Raw genomic sequence first — 19,217 nt, forward strand, 5'->3', positions numbered from 1 at the left:
AACGAACGGTGCCGATTGTGCATCACCGTTGGCCCGCCGTCTTGCCGCACGGTGCGTCACCACACTATTGGCCGTGGGCCACTGGCGCCGCGTGGACCCCGCGCGCCAAGAACAGCACCAGCGCCAGAGCTGGAATCACGGCCACCGCGAGGGCCGAGACGGTCCAGCCAAATTGCTCGTAGAGTGGACTGGCGACCAGCGAGCCCAAGGCGCCCCCCACGAAGATGCTGGTCATGTACACCGCATTGAGCCGCGCCCGACTGTGGGGGTCGAGGGCGTATACCTCGCGTTGCCCCAGTACCATGCTCAGTTGCACGGCGAAATCCAGCAGCACGGCGCACGCCACCAAGCCAATATAGCCGTGGCCGGGCAATGCCGCGATCAGCAAGGAAATCGGTGCCAGTAACAGCGCCACCCGCGTGCCCTTGCGACCGTGGCCGGCATCGGCCAGGCGCCCGGCGATGGGCGCTGCGATCGCGCCCACTGCGCCCACCAAGGCAAACAGCGCGACCTGGGTCTGGTCGAAGCCGTGGTTGCGCATCAATTCGATGGGGGCGATGGTCCAGAACAGGCTGAAGCTGGCGAACAACAACCCTTGGTACAGCGAGCGCTCACGCAAGACCGCATGCCGCCGCGCCAAAGCCAGTACCGAACCGATCAACGCCGCATAACTGGCCCGATGGGTGGGTTCCCGGCGTGGCAAAGCCACGGCCGTGACCGATGCGATAAGCGCCATCAAGGCCGCCGCGCTGAAAAATACCCCGCGCCAGCCGAACGCTTCGACCAGCAGGCTCGACAGCGGCCGCGACAGGAGGATCCCCAGCAGCAGGCCGCTCATGATGTTGCCCACCACGCGACCACGGCTGGCCTCCGGCGCCAGATGCGCCGCCAATGGCACGAGAATCTGCACGGCCACCGAGGTCAGGCCGATCAACAGCGAAAAAACCAGGAACATCGAGGGCGTCTGGGACAAACCGGCCAACAACAGGCTGACACCCGCCGCCAGTGTAAGCCCCACCACCAGACGCCGGTTTTCCAGAAGGTCGGCCAGCGGCACCAGGAACAACAGCCCCAGGGCGTAGCCGAACTGCGTGAGCGACACGATCAGGCTTGCCTTGGCACTGGACAAGCCGATCTGCGGCGCGATCAGCTCGACGATCGGCTGCGCATAGTAAAGATTGGCCACGACCGCGCCGCAGCAGAATGCCAGGAACGCGACCATCAGGCCGGACAGTGAAGCACTCGTTTTGGCAAAGGCCGTAGCCGCTGGATTGCCCGTGAGCATGATGACACCTCGTCAAGATAAGGAAGTGTCATCCAGGCTAAAGATCGGCGTGCATCAGGAGAATCCGTGCTTCGGGCAACACAGTGATGCGCCGCGCGCAACGACGGGCTTGTGGTGGCGGGCAGGTGCAAAGGGGTTGGATCAGGGGCCGCTTTCGCGAGCAAGCTCGCTCCCACAAAGAGGAGTGGTGTCCTGTGGGCGCGAGCTTGCTCGCGAAGGCGCCATCGAGGCCACGCACACATCCGACAGCGAGTGAATCCTCACCCCCGCTCAGAACACAAAGCCATGCCCCTGCTCACTCTCCATCCACTCCAGGAAGCGCCTGACGCTGAGAAACCCTGGACCTGGAAATCAACAGAGTGCTCATCATGGACCACAGTGCCGACGGCTCACCCTACGCCCCTGTTGCCAACTCAATGTGTACCCCGGCGTGCCGCATATGTTCGATCAACACCCCGGTGCGCTCAGCGAGCGGTGCCACAGGGATGTTGCGTGGGCAATCGAGAAGTTCTGCCGCTGACGGCGCCAAGGAACGTTACGGTGAATCCGGCAGTCGGAGCAATCAGGCCCCTTCCCAAGGAAAATCACCCCATGCCCCTGCGTTCCGCCGCCCTCGCGGCCTTGTTTGTCCTAGCGAGCCACTGCGCGAGCGCGGCACAGGAGCCGCTGCGCCTGGAGGGCCTCAAGCGCTGCGGCGACCTGCTGGACGATCAGCGCCAGGATTGGTGCCTGACCGTGCGAGGGCTGGGCGAAGCCGTTCCGACACTGCATCTGGGGGCAAAGGCACTCCCTACGGACGTGGTCCGGCGTGAGGGCAACGCCCTGCGGCTAAGCTTGGCCAGCCGCGGATACCAGAGCGGCCCGCTGTGGCTGGAAGACGGTTCGCGCCGCAGCAACGCCGCCTGGCTGAGCCTGCGCGACAGCCATGTGCTGGCCGCCGGACCGGGTGAAGTGGCGAAGAATATGGATGGCTTGACCACCTACGTCGACCTGGTCAGCGTGCTGATCGAAGAAGATCACGATGGCCGCCAGGAAGCCGAGCGCCTGGCCCGCAAGTACGGGGCGACGGTGGTCGGGCGCATCGCCCCACTGAACCTGTACCAGCTTCGCCTGCCGGCCAAGGACCTGGTCCAGCGTGATGCCCTGGTGCTGCGCCTGGGCGGCGAGACCAGTGTCGATGCGGTGGTCGTCGAGGAGTCCGCCGCCGAAGAGGCCGAGCAGGCACCGGCTCGCCCCGAGGAACCCGACAAGCCCTCGCCGGACTCCGATGAATGGGCCGCCAATCGCTTCCTCGACGCGGTGAACTACTACCTGCGACGCATCCCGGGCGCCAGGCTCCCATCCCGGTGCAACCGGTGCGCATTGGCCTGATCGAGCGCGACGTCGACTTCGACACCGCCGATTTCGCCGACTACGTCGGGCCGTGCACGCTGCCGCGCACCTGCGTCTACGCGCGTGACGCAGACAAGCCGGACAACCATGGCACCACCGTCGCCGGCATCCTCGCGGCGCGCTGGAACGACGGCGGCAACAGCGGTTTCCTGCGCGGCCTGGACAAGGCCAGTGGGGGCTTCGAGGTCATCGTCGAGCGCAACTCCGATGCCGGGATCACCGCCAACATCGCCGCCTCGGTCAACCTGGTGGAAGACGGCGTGCGCGTGCTCAACTGGAGCTGGGGCATCCACCGCGTCGGCGCCAAGGACGTCAAGGGCGATGACGTGGATTCCCTGCTGCGCTCGGGCATTGCCATGGGCGGCTACGAGGAACTGTTGGAAGAGTTCTTCCTGTGGCTGCGCAAGGAACACCCCGACGTGGTGGTGGTGAACTCCGCCGGCAACGGCTCGTCGTTCTCGGGCACCGATGAATATCGCCTGCCCTCCTCCTTCATCACCGAACAACTGCTGGTGGTCGGCGGGCATCAACGCAGCGAGCGCGAGGACGTGGCCGTGGACGACCCCGGCTACGCGGTCAAGCGCAGCTCTTCGAACATCGACATGCGCGTCGACATCACCGCGGCCGCCTGCGCCCACGCCTCGACCGCCCGCGCTGGCGAGGAAGGCGCCGTGCATTGCGGCACCTCCTACGCCACGCCGATGGTCGCCGGCCTGCTGGCGGCGATGCTGTCCATCAATCCGCAGTTGCAGCCCGAGCAATTGCGCATGCTGCTGCGCCGCAGCGCCATGACCATCGGTGACAATCACGACTTCGAAAGGATGGACGCGGAAGACCTCACCGCCCCCATCCTGCCATCGGAGCGCCGCTACCAGCTCAACGACCGGGACGTCGGCCGTTCAGCGCGGCTAGACATGCAGAAGGCGCTGGACCTGGCGGTGCAAAGCCGCGAGCGGGTGCGCTGAAGCGGCCGTCATCACCAGACCGCAATATGCGAATCCGCCCGAGGCTCGGTCCCGCCACACAACACGCCACTGACCGGGTCGCGAAGGATGATCTGGCCGCGCCCATAGTGGGTCAGGTCGCTGCTGACCTGCACCTGATGACCCCGCCGGGCCAGGGCGTTGACCAGATCCGCTGACGCGCCGTGCTCGATGCCCACGTTCATCCCGCCCAGCCATTGCCAGCGTGGCGCGTCCAGGGCCGCCTGCGGGTTCAAGCCGAAATCCACCAGGTTCATGACCATCTGCACATGCCCCTGGGGTTGCATGTAGCCGCCCATGACGCCAAAGGGGCCAAGGGCCTGGCCATTGTGGGTGAGGAAGCCGGGGATGATGGTATGGAAGGTTTTCTTGCCTGGGGCCAGGCAGTTGGCATGCGCCGGATCGAGGCTGAATTCCTGCCCGCGATTCTGCAGGGCAATGCCACTGTCGGGCAGCACCACCCCGGAGCCGAAGCCGTGGTAGTTGCTCTGGATGAACGAGACCATGTTGCCTTCGGCATCGGCGGTTGCCAGGTACACCGTGCCGCTGGCGTGGGGATCGCCCGGCGCGGGTGGCTGCGCCTGTTCGCCGATCTGCGCGCGGCGTCGGGCGCTGTAGTCATCGCTGAGCAAGTCTGCCACGGCCACGCGCATGTGCGCAGGGTCAGTGATGTAGTGCAAACCATCGCTGTAGGCCAACTTCATCGCTTCGAGCTGGCGGTGCCAGGTCTGTTGGCTGTCACGGTGATCGAAACGGAACCCTTCGAGCAACTTCAGCGCCATCAAGGCCACCAGGCCCTGCCCGCTCGGTGGGATTTCCCAGACATCGACGCCTCGATAATTGACGTGGATCGGCTCGACCCACTGGGCGCGATAGTCCTTGAGGTCCGCGCTGCGCAAGTAGCCACCGCTGGCACGGGAATGGGCATCCAGGCGCTCGGCCAGGGCACCGCGATAGAGGCTTTCGCAGCGGGTGGCGGCGAGTTCTTCAAGGGTCCGGGCCTGGGCCGGGTTGCAGAACACCTCCCCGGCCCGCGGCGCGCGGCCGTCGATCAGGAACGTTTCGAACCATGCCTGCAGCACCGGGTCGCGATGGGGCGTGAACTCGTCCAGAGCCGCCTGCCATTGATGGGCAACCACCGGCGACAGCGCAAAGCCGCCTCGCGCCAAGCTGATCGCCGGTTGTAGCAACTCGGCAAAAGGCAATTTGCCGAAACGCTGCGACAGCTCGGCCCAGGCCGATGGGCATCCCGGCACGGTCACGGGCGTCCAGCCATAGAGCGGCATCTGCCCATGGCCGGCGGCCTTGACCGCTTCGATGCTCAGGGCCGCCGGCGCGTGGCCGTTGCCATTGAGGCCGTGCAGTTGGCCCTGGCTCCAGACCAGGGCGAAGGCGTCGCCGCCGATTCCGCAGCCGGTGGGTTCGACCACCGTCAGCGCCGCCGCCGTGGCGATGGCGGCATCGATGGCATTGCCGCCTTTTTGCATGATCTCGATACCCGCTTGTGCGGCCAGGGGCTGGGAAGCCGCCACCATGCCGCGACGGGCAAAGACACTCTGGCGTTGCGAGGGATACGGGTACTCGTGAGCCGAAAATTTCAACATGACAAAGTCTCTTCACCGACGAAATGAATCAAAGCACGCGACTGAGAAAAGCCCGGGTACGCGGATGGCTGGGATGACTGAAGATCTGCTCCGGCGGACCTTGCTCGATGAGCTCGCCCTGGTCCAGCACCACCACGCGGTCCGCCACTTCGCGGGCGAAGCCCATTTCGTGGGTGACCACCACCATGGTCATGCCGTCCTCCGCCAATTCCTTCATCACCTGCAAGACCTCCCCGACGGTTTCCGGATCGAGGGCGCTGGTGGGTTCGTCGAACAGCATCGCCTGGGGCTTCATCGCCAAGGCGCGGGCAATCGCCACGCGCTGCTGCTGGCCGCCGGAAAGCATCGAGGGGTAATGGTCGGCCTTGTCCGCCAGGCCAACCCGTTCCAGCAGACTGCGGGCCTGCTCCAGAGCAGCGCCGCGCGGCGTCCCAAGCACCTGGATCGGCGCTTCGATGATGTTTTCCAGGGCCGTCATGTGGGGGAACAGGTTGAAGCGTTGGAACACCATGCCGATGTCCCGGCGCTGGCGGGCGATGTTGCGCTCCGAATCACGCACCAGGCTGCCATCGGCGCGCTCGCGGTAACCCATGGCCCGGCCGTTGACACGAATGCGCCCGGCCTGGATGTCCTCCAGCAAGTTGATGCAGCGGATGAACGTGGTCTTGCCGGAGCCGGACGCGCCGATCAGCACCACCACCTCGCCACGGCGCACCTGTAGGGAAATGCCCTTGAGGATCTGCAAGTCGCCAAAGGACTTGTGCACGTCCAGCGCCTCGATGATCAGTTCTTCGCTCTTGTGCGCCATGGTCAACGCTCCCTCAACAGTTTAAGGCTGCTGCGCCCGAACATCCGGGTAGCGGCCGGCGGCGGCGACGATGGTCGGTCCGATTGCCCGAAACGGGCTTCCAGCCAGCGCTGGAAAAAGCCCCAGAGGGTGGTCAGCAACAGGAAATAGATCGCCACCACCAGGTACAACTCGAACACCCGGAACGTCGCGGACGTAACCATTTGCGTGCTGAGCAGCAGCTCCTGCACACCGATCACACTGACCAGCGTGGTGTTCTTGAGCATGACGTTGAACTCGTTGCCCAGCGGCGGCACGATGAACCGAAAGGCCTGGGGCAGGATGATCCGGCGCATCAGCTTGGCGAAGGTCATGCCCAGGGAGCGCCCGGCTTCATACTGGCCCTTGTCGACCGCGCCGATGCCGGCCCGGATGATCTCGGCCATGTAGGCGCCTTCGTTGAGACCCAGGGCAATGATCGCCGCCTGGATATTGCCGGGGATCACCAGGCCGAATAGCTCAATGTCCTCGAAGCGGAACACCCCTCCGGCCGCCAGCGCGGTGTAGAGGAAGACAATCTGCACCAGCAATGGCGTGCCGCGCATCAACCACACGTAGAAGCGCACGGGCATGTGCAGCAATGGGTTCTTCGACAACCGTAGCAAGGCTGCGGCCAACCCGAGCACACAGCCCAGCAGCATCGCCAGCACGCTGATCACGCAGGTCAGCCACAGGCCGGTGAGGTAGACCCCACTGGGCTGCAGCAGGTACTGCCAAAACACATCCCAATTGAAATTCATCGACGCCTTCCCTCAATCGAGCGTGTCGCTGGCGACGTGCCAGTTGCTGAGCAATTGGCGGTAGCTGCCGTCGCTGCGCATGTCGTTGATGATTTGCTGCACCGCAGCGCTGAGTTGCGGATCGTCCTTGCGAATGCCGATGCCGGTGAGGATTCGGCTGAAGGCCGGTACGCCTTCCTCGAACAGATCGGGGGCCATGGCGGCGTAGTAGCCGGCGGTTTCCACGGTGGTGCCGTAGGCATCGACCTGGCTGATGCGCAGTGCCTGGAACGCATCGGTGTCGGTGTTGTAGACCACCAGTTTCATCGGCGGCTTGCCGGCCTTGGCCAGCGTGTCATTCTCGGCGTCGAGCAGGGTCTTGATGGTGGAACCGTTGAGCACCGCGACCTTGCGGGTGGACAAGTCTGCCAGTGTCTTGATGCCCTTCGGATTGCCCTTGGGCACCACCACCGCCTGGCTGGAATACATGTAGTTGACGATGTCGATGACTTCCCGGCGCTCGGGCTTGTCGAACAGTTGGTCGACGATCATGTCGCACTGCTTGGCCAACAGCGCCGGGACCAGACCGGAGAACGGAATGACCCGCCATTGCACCTTCTTGTCCCCCAGGCGCTTGGCGATCTCCAGGCCCAGGTCGACCGTCAGCCCCTTGGGCTTCTGCGCCTCATCGAAGGCCACCAGCGGCGGCGAGTCCATGCCGGAGCAGTAGACCAGTGTGTCGACCTTGAGCAAACGCTCCGGTACGACGGGGGCGGCCTGCGCCCACTGAGTACACAATCCCAAGGTTATTGCAGCGATCAACAAGCGAGGCTTATGCATGACCAGACACTCCAGTTCGGTGGGTAACGGGCAGTACTCAGCGTCAAAACACGGCAGGCTCGTGCCTGCTCTGGCTATTTTTTCGATTGCAGGAAACGGATCAGTTCAGGGACGGTGCCTTCGATATGGGAGCGTATGACCGCCTCGGCCTTCTCGGCATCGCCGGCCCGGATCGCCTCGAGGATCACCGCATGCTCCTGGCGTGCGCTCAACGGCTTGTCGACATGCTGCAACCACAGGCGCATAGGCGCTTCCACCAGCGCGTAGAGGGCGCTGATCTGCTTGAGCAATCGCGGGCGACCGCTGAGGCTGCACAAGTATTCATGAAAGGCCCGATGCCGGCTGACCCACTCGGCGCTTTCGTCGCGGTAGTCGTCCATCTCATCCAGCAGGCGTTCAAGCGCCGCCAGTTGCCGGGCGCCGATGCGCCCCACCGCGACGCGCATCGCCAGGCCTTCGAGGGCGCTGCGCATTTCGAAGACTTCCTGCAATTCATCGATGTCCAGGCCACTGACCACCGCCCCGCGATTGGGCCGCAACGTCACCAGACCCTGGGCGTCCAGGCGGCGAAACGCCTCGCGCACCGGCATCCGGCTCATGCCGATCTCACTGGCGATGTCCTCGGCGATCAGCCGGTCGCCCTTGTGAAATCGTCCGCCACAAATAGCCTCCAGCAGGAAGTTGTAGGCCTCTTCCTCGGCCGTCATCGGAGGGCGTTCAGCAAACGTAGGAGCGAATTGCATGGCAGCACCTTCTGCATTTTTGTATCCAATTATCCATAGATTCAAAAGAGCAGGATGCATGCCAGCTTCGAGCATGACCGGACAAGTAACTGATTTATTGAAAAATATCTTCGGTAGGAGCCATTTCGTACGGTGATGGTGGTCAGTAAGTGTGCTACCGAACGGCTCACCGGCGCCCCTTGAATGTGCAAGACGGTAGCCCGGTAACACCGGCGTCGTATCTGGCGTCGGCAGCACGACGGCGCACTGTCCATTCTCCACTACACTGGGTGAATTCGAGCTGCTCACCCCCTGAGGATACTCAGATGCCCTCTGTGCCAGTTTCCCAAACCCCGTGGTCCCGCAGCATGCTCGATGTTTTGATTCGCGCCGGCCTGCTTGCCGTCATGGTGTTCTTCTGTTACCGGATCTTCAGCCCCTTTCTCGATTTGATGCTGTGGGCGGTGATCCTGGCGATCACCCTCTATCCCGTGCAAATAAAGCTGAAAGACAGGCTGGGTTTGAGCGACGGGTACACCGCGACGCTGCTGGTATTGATCACATTGGGTATCCTGGCGATTCCGACCCTGTTGCTGGGCAACTCGCTGGTGACCTCGATCCAGGGCGTGATGACCGACATCAAGGGCGACAATCTCCAGGTTCCGCTACCGCCCGATACCGTCGCTAACTGGCCGCTGGTGGGCAAGCCACTGCAACAGCTGTGGATGCGCGCCGCCACCGACCTCCCGGCTCTGGTGCAGAGCTACATTCCCCAGATCAAGCACTTCAGTCTTTCCCTGTTGAGTAAAGTCGCCGGTTTTGGCTTGGGCTTCCTCATCTTCGTCGGTTCGCTGATTGTTGCGGGTTGCTTCATGGCCTATGGTGAACGTGGGCACGCCAGCGCCATCCAGATTGTCTCGCGTATCTGCGGCGCGACCAAAGCCCACAGGATCACCCAACTGTGCACCTCGACCATTCGCGCGGTAGCGCTGGGGGTGATTGGCATCGCCTTTATCCAGATGCTGCTGGTAGGCCTGGGCTTCGTGTTCATGGGAGTGCCCGGCGCTGGTCTACTGGCGCTCGCCGTCCTGCTGATCGGCATTATGCAATTGCCGGCGACGCTGATTACCCTCCCAGTCATCATCTTCGTGTTTTCCACCGAGGGCGCGAGCACCACGACCATCGTCTTCGCCGTGTATGTGTTTGTCGCCGGTCTGGTGGACAACGTGCTCAAGCCGCTGTTGCTCGGCCGTGGGGTCAACGTGCCGATGCCGGTGATCCTGATCGGCGCCCTGGGCGGCATGGTCACCGGTGGCGTAATCGGCCTGTTCGTCGGCCCGGTGGTGCTTGCCGTCGGCTATCAGTTGTTCTGGCAATGGGTTGCCGCCCGGCCGCCGGAAGTCGCCGTCGAGGATGAGCTTCCGCCCGGCGCGCAGTAGCCCGGCCATGCGCGCCTCTCTGCATGGCGTCGCGCTTTGGCTGGCTGTCTTGTTCCTCGTCGCCTGCACCCGCCTGGGCCCGGACTTCCAATCGCCCGGCGAACCCTGGACAAAGACCTGGAACAGCCCAGCCATCGAGCACGCCAGCCATCGCCAGCACAGCCCGGACCTGCGCCAGTGGTGGCAGGTGTTCAGCGACCCGACGCTCGAACGCCTGATCGCTGAATCCGACGCCCATAACTCAAGCCTGAAGATTGCCGGTCTAAGGGTGATGGAAGCGCGAGCACAGTTGGGCATCGCGCAAAGCCAACGCTATCCGCAACTGCAACAAGCCAGCGCCGACACGCTGTACGCCAAGCGGTATCAGTCCGGGGGCAGTAACCCTCGGGACAGTCGATTCTGGCAGTACAGCGCCGGTTACGACATCGGCTGGGAGCTGGATTTCTGGGGCCGTTTTGCCCGCGCCATCGAGTCCGCGGACGCCGCTTACTTTGCGGCCCAGGCCAACTATGAAGACGCATTGGTGCTGCTGCGCGCCCAGGTCGCCATGACTTACTTCGCCTTGCGCACTACTGAAGCTAGACTGCGGGTGGCCCGGGAAAACGCGGCTCAACAACTGCGCAACCTTGAGATCACGGAAAAGCTCTACGCCAGCGGCCAGATCGCCGAACTCGACGTGCAACAGGCCAAGACTCAGTACCTGGGCACCTCCAGCAGCATTCCGAGCCTGGAAGACCAGGCCGCTCGCACGCGCAACGCATTGGCAGGGCTGATCGGTCAACCGCCAGGGGCCCTGTCGCTGCGGGATGAAAGCACTGGCTTGATCCCACTGGTGGACCGGGCCGTGTTGCAGGACGTGCCGGCCGAGCTGTTGCTGCGACGCCCGGATGTGCGAGCCGCTGAGCTCAATGTCGCCGCACAATCGGCCTTGATTGGCGTGGCCGAGTCCGAGCTTTATCCATCGCTGACGCTGCTGGGCAGCATCGTCTGGTCCACCGACTCGCTGAGTGGCACCTCCAACAACCTGGACCTGGTGGGCGGCCCCAGCTTGCGCTGGAACCTGTTCGACCATGGCCGGATCCGCAATAACGTGCGCGTCCAGGACGCCCGCCTGCAACAACTGATCGAGGCCTATCGCGAACAGGTCCGTCAGGCGGCGCGCGAAGCCGACGACGCCGCCACTGGACTGATCAAGGCGCTCGAACGCGAGCGCATTCTGCGCCAAGCCGCGCAGGCGGCCCAACGTTCGCTGGTGTTGGCCAACACCTGGTATCGCGAGGGCTACTCGGATTTCCAGCGGGTCCTGGACGCCCAGAGCGCGCTGTTGCAACAGCAGGACAACTACCTGATCAGCCGCAGCGACGCCGTAAACAACCTGGTCGCACTGTACAAGGCGCTGGGCGGAGGCTGGCAGAGTGACCAGCCTCTCGTGGACCCGCAGACCCGGCAATCTATGGAGCAACGCTCTGACTGGGGCAACCTGCTCACCCCTCCGACCGCCGCGCCGCCATCCGCCGCGGCAGCGCTCAAGGTGACCGACCATGACTGAAGCGCCGTCCCCCGCTCCGGCTCCAGTGCCCGAGGCCGACCCGGTGAACAGAGGCATCAAGTGGGTACTGCTGCTGATCGTGCTGAGCCTGGTCTGGTATTTATTGTCAGACCGCTTTACACCCTATACGCAGCAGGCGCGTGTCGGGGCCTTCGTCATTCCGGTGGCGTCCGAGGTCGCCGGTCGGGTAACCCGGGTCAACGTGCGCAACAACCAGGACATCGACGCCGGTGAGCTGCTCTTCGAGGTGGACCCATTGCCGTACCGGATTGCTGTCGACCGGGCCCGCGCCGAATTGGAAGCCACCCGTCGCCAGATCGGCGCCAACACCGCCGGCATCGCTTCGGCGCAGGCTTCGTTGCGTGCAGCACAAGCCAACGAGCTCAAGGCACGCCAGGACAATCAGCGCCTGGAGGGGTTGTACCGGGCCGATCCGGGAACCATTTCCGTGCGCGTGCTTGAGATCTCCCGCGCGACTCGCGAGCAGGCAACCAGCCAGGTCGCCGCCGCGCGCGCCGAGGTGCAACGGGCGCGCGAGCAGGAAGGCGGCAGCGACGAAGCCAACGCTTTGCTACGCAGTGCCACCAGTGCCGTGCAGAAGGCTGAACTGGACTTGGCCAACAGCCAGGTACGCGCGCGCTCAGCCGGCCTGGTCACCGACCTGCGCACAGATGTCGGCCACTTTGCGGCGGCGGGCACGCCGGTGATGACCCTGATCGCCATCCACGATGTCTGGATCAGCGCGGACATGACCGAGAACAACCTTGGGTTGATAACCGTCGGTACACCGGTCGCCATTGTGCTCGATGCGTTGCCCGGCGAGGTATTGCAAGGGCGCGTGCGCAGTATCGGCTACGGCGTTGAAGTGAGCCAGGGCACCGCGCCCGGCACCCTGCCCACGGTGCGCAACAGCCGTGACTGGCTGCGTCCCGCGCAACGCTTCCCGGTGACGATCGAATTTTCTGCCGACGCCCGGGAGCGCCTGCGCACCCTGGGCGCGGTGCGGGCCGGTGGGCAAGCCGAGATAATGGCGTTTCCCTCGGAGAACAACCTGTTGAACCCGCTGGGCCGTGTGTTTCTGTGGTTGATGAGTTGGCTGTCCTATGCCTATTGAGCGAAGCGTGCGTGCCCAACGAGCGTTGCGACTGGCGAGCGGCACGGCGTCGAGTCTGGCGATCGGTTTCGGCCTGGACCTGCCGATTCCATTCCTTGCCCCTGTTCTTGCCATGATCCTGGCAATGACTCACCGGCCATTGTCCGCCGAGGACTGCCTGAAGCTGATGCTGGCGGCAATACTGACCACAGGTTGCGGACTGTTACTGATCCCTGTCCTGCGCTATTACCCGTTGTGCGGCGTCCTGCTGGTGGGGCTCGGTCTGTTCGTGGCATTCCGCTACGGCTTGTCGGGTGGCAATGTCCTGGTGATGACGTTCCTGGTCATCGGCCTGACCATGATCCCGGCTGCCGGTACCGCTGACTTCGGCGCTTCGGTCATGGTCATAGCGGCGCTGGTCCAGGGATTGCTCCTGGCGGTCGTCGCGCTGTTCTTCAGTCATTGTCTGTTTCCCGAGCCCAGCCAGGCGCCGACGCCGCCCATGCCGACAAGCCCATCCCCCAGCGACACGGGCCGACTGGCGCTGCGGGCCACCTTGATCGTGCTCCCCACGTTCCTGCTCGCCTTGATCGAACCCACCAAGTACCTGCCCATCATCCTCAAGGCCGTCGGCCTGGGCCAGCAAAGCTCCAGCACTGCCGCCAGCCAGGCCGGACGCGAGCTGCTAGGCTCGACGTTGCTGGGCGGATGGCTGGCGGTCGCGTTCTGGTGCGTCCTGAGCCTGTTCGTGCACCTCTGGATGTTTTTCCTGTGGACACTGCTGGTTGCCTTGTTGCTGGGCCGTAAGTTGTATGGCCTGGACCACACGCGGCTAAGCCCCGGTTTCTGGCTCAACACACTGATGACGATGATCATTCTGCTCGGCCAGTCAGTCCAGGACAGCGCAGCGGGCAAGGATGTCTACACCGCGTTCGCCGTACGCATGAGCCTATTCATTGCCGTCACGCTGTACGCGTGGCTGATCGTTCACTGGCTTGACCGTCATCGATCAAACCTGCCTGCCCCGGGGTAAAACGCGTAGCAACGCGAGCAGGTTTGCTCCACAGGAACGGCGCCGCTGATAGGAGAACATCCAATGCCTCATGACGGAAGCCTGCTCAAAGCCACGGTGATGTTCCTGCTGGCGGTGGTCCTGCTGGTGCCACTTGCCCAGCGTCTGCGGCTCGGCGCTGTGCCTGGCTATCTATTGGCCGGAGTACTCATCGGACCTTCGGTACTGGGCCTGGTGAACAATGCCCAGAACGTCAGCCGGCTCTCGGAAATCGGCGTGGTCATGCTGCTGTTCATCATCGGCCTGGAGTTGTCGCCGCGACGCCTCTGGATGATGCGCCGAGCGCTGTTCGGCGTCGGGTTGCTGCAGGTATTGCTCAGCGGCGTGGCCATCGGCGGGGCGGCGCTGCTGCTTGGGCAGGGCCATCAGGTGTCGGTGGTGATCGGGTTGGGCCTGGCACTGTCCTCCACCGCCTTTGGCCTGCAGATGCTGGCCGAACGCAAGGAACTGGGGAGCCCCCATGGCCGCCTGGCGGTAGCCATCCTGTTGTTCCAGGACATTGCCGCCATCCCACTGATTGCCTTGGTGCCTTTGCTCGGTACCCTGGACAGCGGCGCAGCCGCCGAAACCGGGCTCAGGCCAGTGCTGGCGGTGATCGTTGGGATCGGCGTGATCATCGTTGGCGGGCGCTTGCTGCTGCGACCGGCTTTTGCCTGGGCAGTGGGTTCGAGACTGCGGGAAGTCTCCACTGCCACCGCGTTGCTGCTGGTGCTGGGCACCGCCTGGATCATGGAGCACGTCGGGGTATCGATGGCATTGGGGGCCTTCCTGGCCGGCATGTTGATGGCCGAATCCGAGTACCGGCACGAAATGGAGACCCAGATCGAGCCGTTCAAAGGTTTGTTGCTCGGTTTGTTTTTCGTCGGCGTGGGCATGTCCATGGACTTGCGCTTGTTGAGTGCCGAACCTTGGGTGGTGCTCGGGCTGACGCTACTGCTGGTTGGCCTGAAGCTACCGATCCTGATGGGCCTTGGGCGCTGGGCCGGTGGCCTCGATCGGGCCGGGGCGATAGGGCTTGGGGTGGTCCTGGCCTCAGGTGGCGAGTTCGCCTTCGTGGTGTTCAAGCTGGCACTTGAGCAGCACCTGGTCGATCAGCGCCTGCACGATCTGCTGGTGTTGGCCATCGCGCTATCGATGGCTCTGGTACCGCTGTTGATGCTGGGCCTGGCACGCCGGCTGCCGGCGCGCGCAACTGATAGCCTTCCCTCCCAGGACCAAGACCAGCAATGAGGTGTCGTCTGTGCACTGCAAACCCATGGCCCGAGGTGGACAATGGCGTGCACATCTGCAATTCATGACGTGTTTTGATCCGTATGACTGCTGGGAAGCGAGCGTAAACAATTGGGGTGAGTAAGCGCCGAACTTAACGGGGTTTCAAGATAGCTACCGGGATAAGTGGCTGGCTGAAGGGATTCGTCACTTTGTTATTGGCACGAGCATAGAGGTTAATCGCCAACATCAGAAACTACAGCCTCTGTCACACGTTCAATGGAGTTTGGAAGGTCGAATGCGCTGTGGGATTCGCCGCCAATACTTGAACTTTCAGATCAAGGCGCCACTTCTTGCTCGCTGAGCGGGCTGTCTGTTCAGGCTTGCAACGGCCATGGGCTTCATATTGATTTGGTATAGACGCGATTACGAACCGCGTTATAACGCCAATCGCCGAAGATCATCGGCCGCCGTTAAAGGTGGAGCGAGCGCCCACCAGGGGAAATATAAGCCTGTCGAACTATAAAAAATCAACGGCGCATTAGCGTGAACTTTCTTGCAGCTTTCCAATACTTAGCTATAGCTAGTTTTCCTTCCCCCGCATGAAGTGAGGCACGGAATGACCGCCGCGAAGAAAATGACGGTAGTGCAGTTGACCATGTTGACTGCCGTCAACATGCTGGGCTCAGGCATCGTTTTATTGCCGAGCAAACTGGCCGAGGTGGGCGCTATTTCCATCCTGTCATGGCTGGTCACTGCCACCGGCTCCCTGGCACTGGCCTATGCGTTCGCCCGCTGCGGAATGCTCAGTCGCAAGACCGGCGGCATGGGTGGCTATGCCGAATACACCTTTGGCAAGGCCGGCAACTACATCACCAACTACACCTACGGCCTGTCGCTGTTGATTGCCAACGTAGCGATCAGCATCACCGCCGTCGGCTACATCCAGGAACTGTTCCAGCTCAAGCTCGATTCATTGCAAGTGGGGCTGGCAACCATCGCTTTGTTATGGATCACCACCTTCGCCAACTTCGGCGGTGCGCGGATCACCGGCCGGATCGGTGCGGTCACTGTGTGGGGTGTCATTGCGCCAGTGGTGCTGGTGTCGACCCTGGGTTGGTTCTGGTTCGACAGCAGTGTCTACGCGGCGGGTTGGAACCCCCACGACAAGAGCTGGTATGAAGCGGCCGGTGCTTCGGTGGCAATCACCTTGTGGGCGTTCCTGGGGCTGGAGTCCGCTTGCGCCAACACCGATGCGGTGGAAAATCCCGAGAAGAATGTACCGATCGCCGTACTGGGCGGAACCCTCGGTGCGGCCCTGCTCTACATCGTGTCAACGAACGTCATCGCTGGCATCGTCGACAACGCCGAGCTGGCAGCCTCCACGGCGCCGTTCGGGTTGGCATTCGCCAAGATGTTCAGCCCGGCGGTGGGCGACCTGGTGATGGGGCTGATGGTGCTGGCGTGCATCGGCTCGCTGCTCGGTTGGCAGTTCACCATTGCCCAGGTCTACAAGAGTTCGGCGGACACCGGCTACTTCCTGGCGATCTTCGCCAAGGCCAACAAGGCTGGCACGCCAATCATCGGCATGCTGGTATTGCTGGCGGCACAGACGGCATTGGGCCTGCTCACCATCAGCCCGGACCTGAGCAAGCAATTCGATACCCTCGTCAACCTGGCGGTTGTCACCAACCTGGTGCCCTACATTCTCTCGATGGCCGCCCTGATGACCCTGCAGAAAGTCTCCAACGTGCCCGCCAGCAAGGCCCTGGTCACCAACATCATCGCCTGGGTGGCGGCCGCCTACAGCTACCTGGCGCTGTACAGCTCCGGCGAGCAGGCGCTGATGCTCGGCGGCGTGGCGACGATCTTCGGCTACACCTTGTTCGGCTTCGTCAACAACCGGCTGATTCGCCTTGAAGCACTGAACAACAGCGTACCGACGCAAACCGTCAGCGCGCAGCACCTGACGGGTGACCCCGTACCGGTGAACCACTTGAACAAAGGCAGCCTGGAGGCTCAATCATGACGGAAAATACCCAGACGCTCGGGATGCTCACCCTGCTGGTCAGCAGCCCGCCCGACAAGCGCACGGTGTTTGGCCGCGCCCTGAATCAACTGATCAGCGACGTCGAGCAACGCGCCATCAGCGTGCTGGTGTCCGAATCCCTCGGCGACGCAACGTCGATCCTCAATTCCGACCCGGCCATCCAATGCGTCCTGCTCAGTTGGGAAATGGACGCCAGCGAAGGCCACGAAGAATGCATCAAGCTGCTGGCCAACCTGCGCGAGCGCAACACCCGGGTGCCGGTGTTCCTGATCAGTGATCGCAGCACCGCCTCCAGCATCCCGCTGGTGGTGATGCAACACGCCGACGACTTCATCTGGTTGCCGGAGGACACCAGTCGGTTCCTCAGCGGCCGGATCCTGGCGGCCATCGAGCGCTATCGCAAGGCGGCCTTGCCGCCGATGTTCGGTGCGCTGGTCAAGTTTGCCCGCTCTTATGAATACTCCTGGCACACGCCTGGCCATGCCGGCGGTACGGCCTTCCTGAAAAGCACTGCTGGTCGGGCGTTCTACGAGTTTTTCGGGGAAAACCTCTTGCGCTCGGACCTGTCCATTTCCGTCGGCGAGCTGGGCTCGCTGTTGGACCACAGCGGGCCCATTGGCCAGGGTGAACGCTACGCGGCCAAGGTATTCGGAGCCCATCGCACCTACTACGTCACCAACGGTTCGTCGATGTCCAACCGCGTGATCCTGATGGCCAGCGTCACGCGCAACCAGATTGCCCTGTGCGATCGCAACTGTCACAAATCCGCCGAGCATGCGATGACCCTCTCCGGTGCCCTGCCCACCTACCTGGTGCCGACCCGCAACCGCTACGGCATCATCGGACCGATCCTGCCGCAGACGCTGAGCGCCGAAGGGGTGAAGGCGGCCATCGCGAACAACCCGATGGTCAAGGCCGGCATCGATCCGACACCGGTGCACGCGATCATCACCAACTCCACCTACGACGGCCTGACCTACAACGTCACCCGCGTCGAGGAACTGTTGGGGCAAAGCGTCGATCGCCTGCACTTCGACGAAGCCTGGTACGGCTATGCACGGTTCAACCCGCTGTATCGCGAGCGCTTCGCCATGCACGGCAGCCCTGACGATCACGATGATTCCAAGCCCACCGTGTTCGCCACCCAATCGACCCACAAGTTGCTGGCCGCGCTGTCCCAGGCTTCGATGATTCATGTGCGTAATGGCCGCAACCCGATCGAGCATGGGCGCTTCAACGAGTCGTTCATGATGCACGCCTCCACCTCGCCCAACTACGCGATCATGGCGTCCTGCGATGTCAGCTCGGCCATGATGGAGGCGCCGAACGGGCAGATCCTGACCAGTGAATCCATCGAGGAAGCCGTCGCCTTCCGCCAGGTCCTCTCGCGCATGCACAACGAGATGCAAGGCAAGGACGAGTGGTTCTTCACCTGCTGGCAGCCGCCGTCGGTGCAGGTTGACGGCGCCCCGATGCCCTTCCACGCCGCCGACCCGGTGATGCTGCGCACGGAGCCGAACTGTTGGGTGCTGCATCCGAACGAAACATGGCACGGCTTCGGTGACATCGAAGACGGCTACTGCATGCTCGACCCGATCAAGGTCTCGGTGCTGAGCCCGGGCATGGGTGACGATGGCCACCTGCAGGACTTCGGCATCCCTGCCTGTGTTGTCACCGCTTACCTGGAGCACCAGGGCATCGTGGTGGAGAAAACCACCGACTTCACGATCCTGTTCCTGTTCTCCATCGGCATCACCAAAGGCAAATGGGGCACGCTGGTCAACGCCCTGCTCGACTTCAAGCGTGACTATGACGAAAACCTCGAACTGGAGCTGTGCCTGCCGGACCTGCTGACCGCCAATCAGCAGCGCTACGCCGGCATGGGCCTCAAGGACCTGGCCGATGACATCTTCGCCGCCATGAAACAGCACAAGACCACCGCGTCCATGGCCCAGGCGTTCGGCATGCTGCCGCAAGCGGTGTACAGCCCGGTGGAAGCCTACGAAAAACTGGTGCGCAACCACATCGAGAAGGTCACGCTGGACAACGCCGCCGGACGCATCGCGGCCACCGGCATCGTGCCCTACCCACCAGGGATTCCCCTACTCATGCCTGGCGAAAATGCCGGCCCCGCGGATGGCCCGCTGCTGGCTTACCTGAGGGCGCTGGAAGCCTTCGACAGATCCTTCCCAGGCTTCACCCATGACACCCATGGAATCGAGGTCGAGGACGGCGTCTATCACCTGTTGGTACTGAAGGCCGCTGGCGGGGTTGCGGATTGACCAAGGCCTGGGCAGTCTAATCTCTGCGGTCTCTGCGGTCTCTGCGGTCTCTGCGGTCTCTGTGGCTTCAGTGGCTTCAGTGGCTTCTGCGGTCTCTGTGGCGAGGGAGCTTGCTCCCGCTGGGGCGCGAA

13 protein-coding genes and 1 pseudogene are annotated in these 19,217 nt (G+C 63.2%); 8 read left to right on the forward strand and 6 right to left on the reverse strand.

What is annotated here, in order from left to right:
* Positions 1 to 64: 64 nt before the first annotated feature.
* Positions 65 to 1,285 carry an MFS transporter gene (locus KI241_RS13240; protein WP_212803823.1) on the reverse strand — a complete coding sequence of 407 codons (1,221 nt, stop codon included), beginning with the start codon at positions 1,283 to 1,285 and terminating at the stop codon, positions 65 to 67.
* 591 nt (positions 1,286 to 1,876) lie between these two features.
* Between KI241_RS13240 and KI241_RS13245 the strand changes: the two are divergent.
* Positions 1,877 to 3,642: pseudogene (locus tag KI241_RS13245) on the forward strand (S8/S53 family peptidase).
* 11 nt (positions 3,643 to 3,653) lie between these two features.
* On the opposite strand, the gene KI241_RS13250 reads toward KI241_RS13245, so the two are convergent.
* The 5 genes from KI241_RS13250 to KI241_RS13270 form a co-directional block, all read right to left on the reverse strand.
* Complete coding sequence (locus tag KI241_RS13250; RefSeq protein ID WP_212803824.1) at positions 3,654 to 5,264, reverse strand: gamma-glutamyltransferase family protein; 1,611 nt, start codon at positions 5,262 to 5,264, stop codon at positions 3,654 to 3,656.
* 28 nt (positions 5,265 to 5,292) lie between these two features.
* Positions 5,293 to 6,072: an amino acid ABC transporter ATP-binding protein gene (locus KI241_RS13255; RefSeq protein WP_042731709.1), complete on the reverse strand. Its 780-nt coding sequence runs from the start codon at positions 6,070 to 6,072 to the stop codon at positions 5,293 to 5,295.
* A gap of 2 nt (positions 6,073 to 6,074) precedes the next feature.
* Positions 6,075 to 6,851: an amino acid ABC transporter permease gene (locus tag KI241_RS13260; protein WP_047738600.1), complete on the reverse strand. Its 777-nt coding sequence runs from the start codon at positions 6,849 to 6,851 to the stop codon at positions 6,075 to 6,077.
* A gap of 12 nt (positions 6,852 to 6,863) precedes the next feature.
* Entirely contained in the window at positions 6,864 to 7,670 is an 807-nt protein-coding gene (locus KI241_RS13265) for an ABC transporter substrate-binding protein (RefSeq protein WP_042731707.1), read from the reverse strand.
* A gap of 74 nt (positions 7,671 to 7,744) precedes the next feature.
* Entirely contained in the window at positions 7,745 to 8,413 is a 669-nt protein-coding gene (locus KI241_RS13270; protein WP_042731706.1) for a GntR family transcriptional regulator, read from the reverse strand.
* A gap of 305 nt (positions 8,414 to 8,718) precedes the next feature.
* On the opposite strand from KI241_RS13270, the gene KI241_RS13275 reads away from it, so the two are divergent.
* The 7 genes from KI241_RS13275 to KI241_RS13305 all read left to right on the forward strand — a co-directional run bounded on the left by KI241_RS13275 (position 8,719) and on the right by KI241_RS13305 (position 19,086).
* The gene (locus tag KI241_RS13275) at positions 8,719 to 9,831 is read left to right on the forward strand and encodes an AI-2E family transporter (protein WP_047738606.1); all 1,113 of its coding nucleotides are present in this window, start codon (positions 8,719 to 8,721) and stop codon (positions 9,829 to 9,831) included.
* Positions 9,832 to 9,838: 7 nt separating this feature from the next.
* The gene (locus tag KI241_RS13280; protein WP_212803825.1) at positions 9,839 to 11,380 is read left to right on the forward strand and encodes a TolC family protein; all 1,542 of its coding nucleotides are present in this window, start codon (positions 9,839 to 9,841) and stop codon (positions 11,378 to 11,380) included.
* The gene (locus KI241_RS13285) at positions 11,373 to 12,494 is read left to right on the forward strand and encodes an HlyD family secretion protein (RefSeq protein WP_123579057.1); all 1,122 of its coding nucleotides are present in this window, start codon (positions 11,373 to 11,375) and stop codon (positions 12,492 to 12,494) included. The genes KI241_RS13280 and KI241_RS13285 overlap by 8 nt, the downstream gene beginning before the upstream one ends.
* Positions 12,484 to 13,506 (forward strand): DUF2955 domain-containing protein, encoded by a 1,023-nt coding sequence (locus KI241_RS13290; RefSeq protein ID WP_042731703.1) that lies wholly within the window; start codon positions 12,484 to 12,486, stop codon positions 13,504 to 13,506. The genes KI241_RS13285 and KI241_RS13290 overlap by 11 nt, the downstream gene beginning before the upstream one ends.
* 63 nt (positions 13,507 to 13,569) lie before the next feature.
* The gene (locus KI241_RS13295; protein ID WP_047738608.1) at positions 13,570 to 14,775 is read left to right on the forward strand and encodes a monovalent cation:proton antiporter-2 (CPA2) family protein; all 1,206 of its coding nucleotides are present in this window, start codon (positions 13,570 to 13,572) and stop codon (positions 14,773 to 14,775) included.
* Between the two features lie 598 nt (positions 14,776 to 15,373).
* Positions 15,374 to 16,783: a putrescine-ornithine antiporter gene (potE, locus tag KI241_RS13300; protein WP_212803826.1), complete on the forward strand. Its 1,410-nt coding sequence runs from the start codon at positions 15,374 to 15,376 to the stop codon at positions 16,781 to 16,783.
* Positions 16,780 to 19,086, forward strand: coding sequence for an Orn/Lys/Arg decarboxylase N-terminal domain-containing protein (locus KI241_RS13305; protein ID WP_042732493.1), 2,307 nt, complete (start codon positions 16,780 to 16,782; stop codon positions 19,084 to 19,086). The genes potE and KI241_RS13305 overlap by 4 nt, the downstream gene beginning before the upstream one ends.
* Positions 19,087 to 19,217: the final 131 nt, after the last annotated feature.

Origin of the sequence: Pseudomonas sp. Cab53, assembly GCF_018325965.1 — a bacterium.
GTDB classification, from domain to species: domain Bacteria; phylum Pseudomonadota; class Gammaproteobacteria; order Pseudomonadales; family Pseudomonadaceae; genus Aquipseudomonas; species Aquipseudomonas chlororaphis_E.

Excerpts from the sequence above, each read along its gene's own strand:
- KI241_RS13305 (WP_042732493.1), top strand. The coding sequence starts at position 16,780 with ATGACGGAAAATACCCAGACGCTCGGGATGCTCACCCTGCTGGTCAGC.
- KI241_RS13285 (WP_123579057.1), top strand. The coding sequence starts at position 11,373 with ATGACTGAAGCGCCGTCCCCCGCTCCGGCTCCAGTGCCCGAGGCCGAC.
- KI241_RS13275 (WP_047738606.1), top strand. The coding sequence starts at position 8,719 with ATGCCCTCTGTGCCAGTTTCCCAAACCCCGTGGTCCCGCAGCATGCTC.
- KI241_RS13295 (WP_047738608.1), top strand. The coding sequence starts at position 13,570 with ATGCCTCATGACGGAAGCCTGCTCAAAGCCACGGTGATGTTCCTGCTG.
- KI241_RS13250 (WP_212803824.1), bottom strand. The coding sequence starts at position 5,264 with ATGTTGAAATTTTCGGCTCACGAGTACCCGTATCCCTCGCAACGCCAG.
- KI241_RS13280 (WP_212803825.1), top strand. The coding sequence starts at position 9,839 with ATGCGCGCCTCTCTGCATGGCGTCGCGCTTTGGCTGGCTGTCTTGTTC.
- KI241_RS13270 (WP_042731706.1), bottom strand. The coding sequence starts at position 8,413 with ATGCAATTCGCTCCTACGTTTGCTGAACGCCCTCCGATGACGGCCGAG.
- KI241_RS13260 (WP_047738600.1), bottom strand. The coding sequence starts at position 6,851 with ATGAATTTCAATTGGGATGTGTTTTGGCAGTACCTGCTGCAGCCCAGT.
- KI241_RS13290 (WP_042731703.1), top strand. The coding sequence starts at position 12,484 with ATGCCTATTGAGCGAAGCGTGCGTGCCCAACGAGCGTTGCGACTGGCG.
- potE (WP_212803826.1), top strand. The coding sequence starts at position 15,374 with ATGACCGCCGCGAAGAAAATGACGGTAGTGCAGTTGACCATGTTGACT.
- KI241_RS13255 (WP_042731709.1), bottom strand. The coding sequence starts at position 6,072 with ATGGCGCACAAGAGCGAAGAACTGATCATCGAGGCGCTGGACGTGCAC.
- KI241_RS13265 (WP_042731707.1), bottom strand. The coding sequence starts at position 7,670 with ATGCATAAGCCTCGCTTGTTGATCGCTGCAATAACCTTGGGATTGTGT.
- KI241_RS13240 (WP_212803823.1), bottom strand. The coding sequence starts at position 1,285 with ATGCTCACGGGCAATCCAGCGGCTACGGCCTTTGCCAAAACGAGTGCT.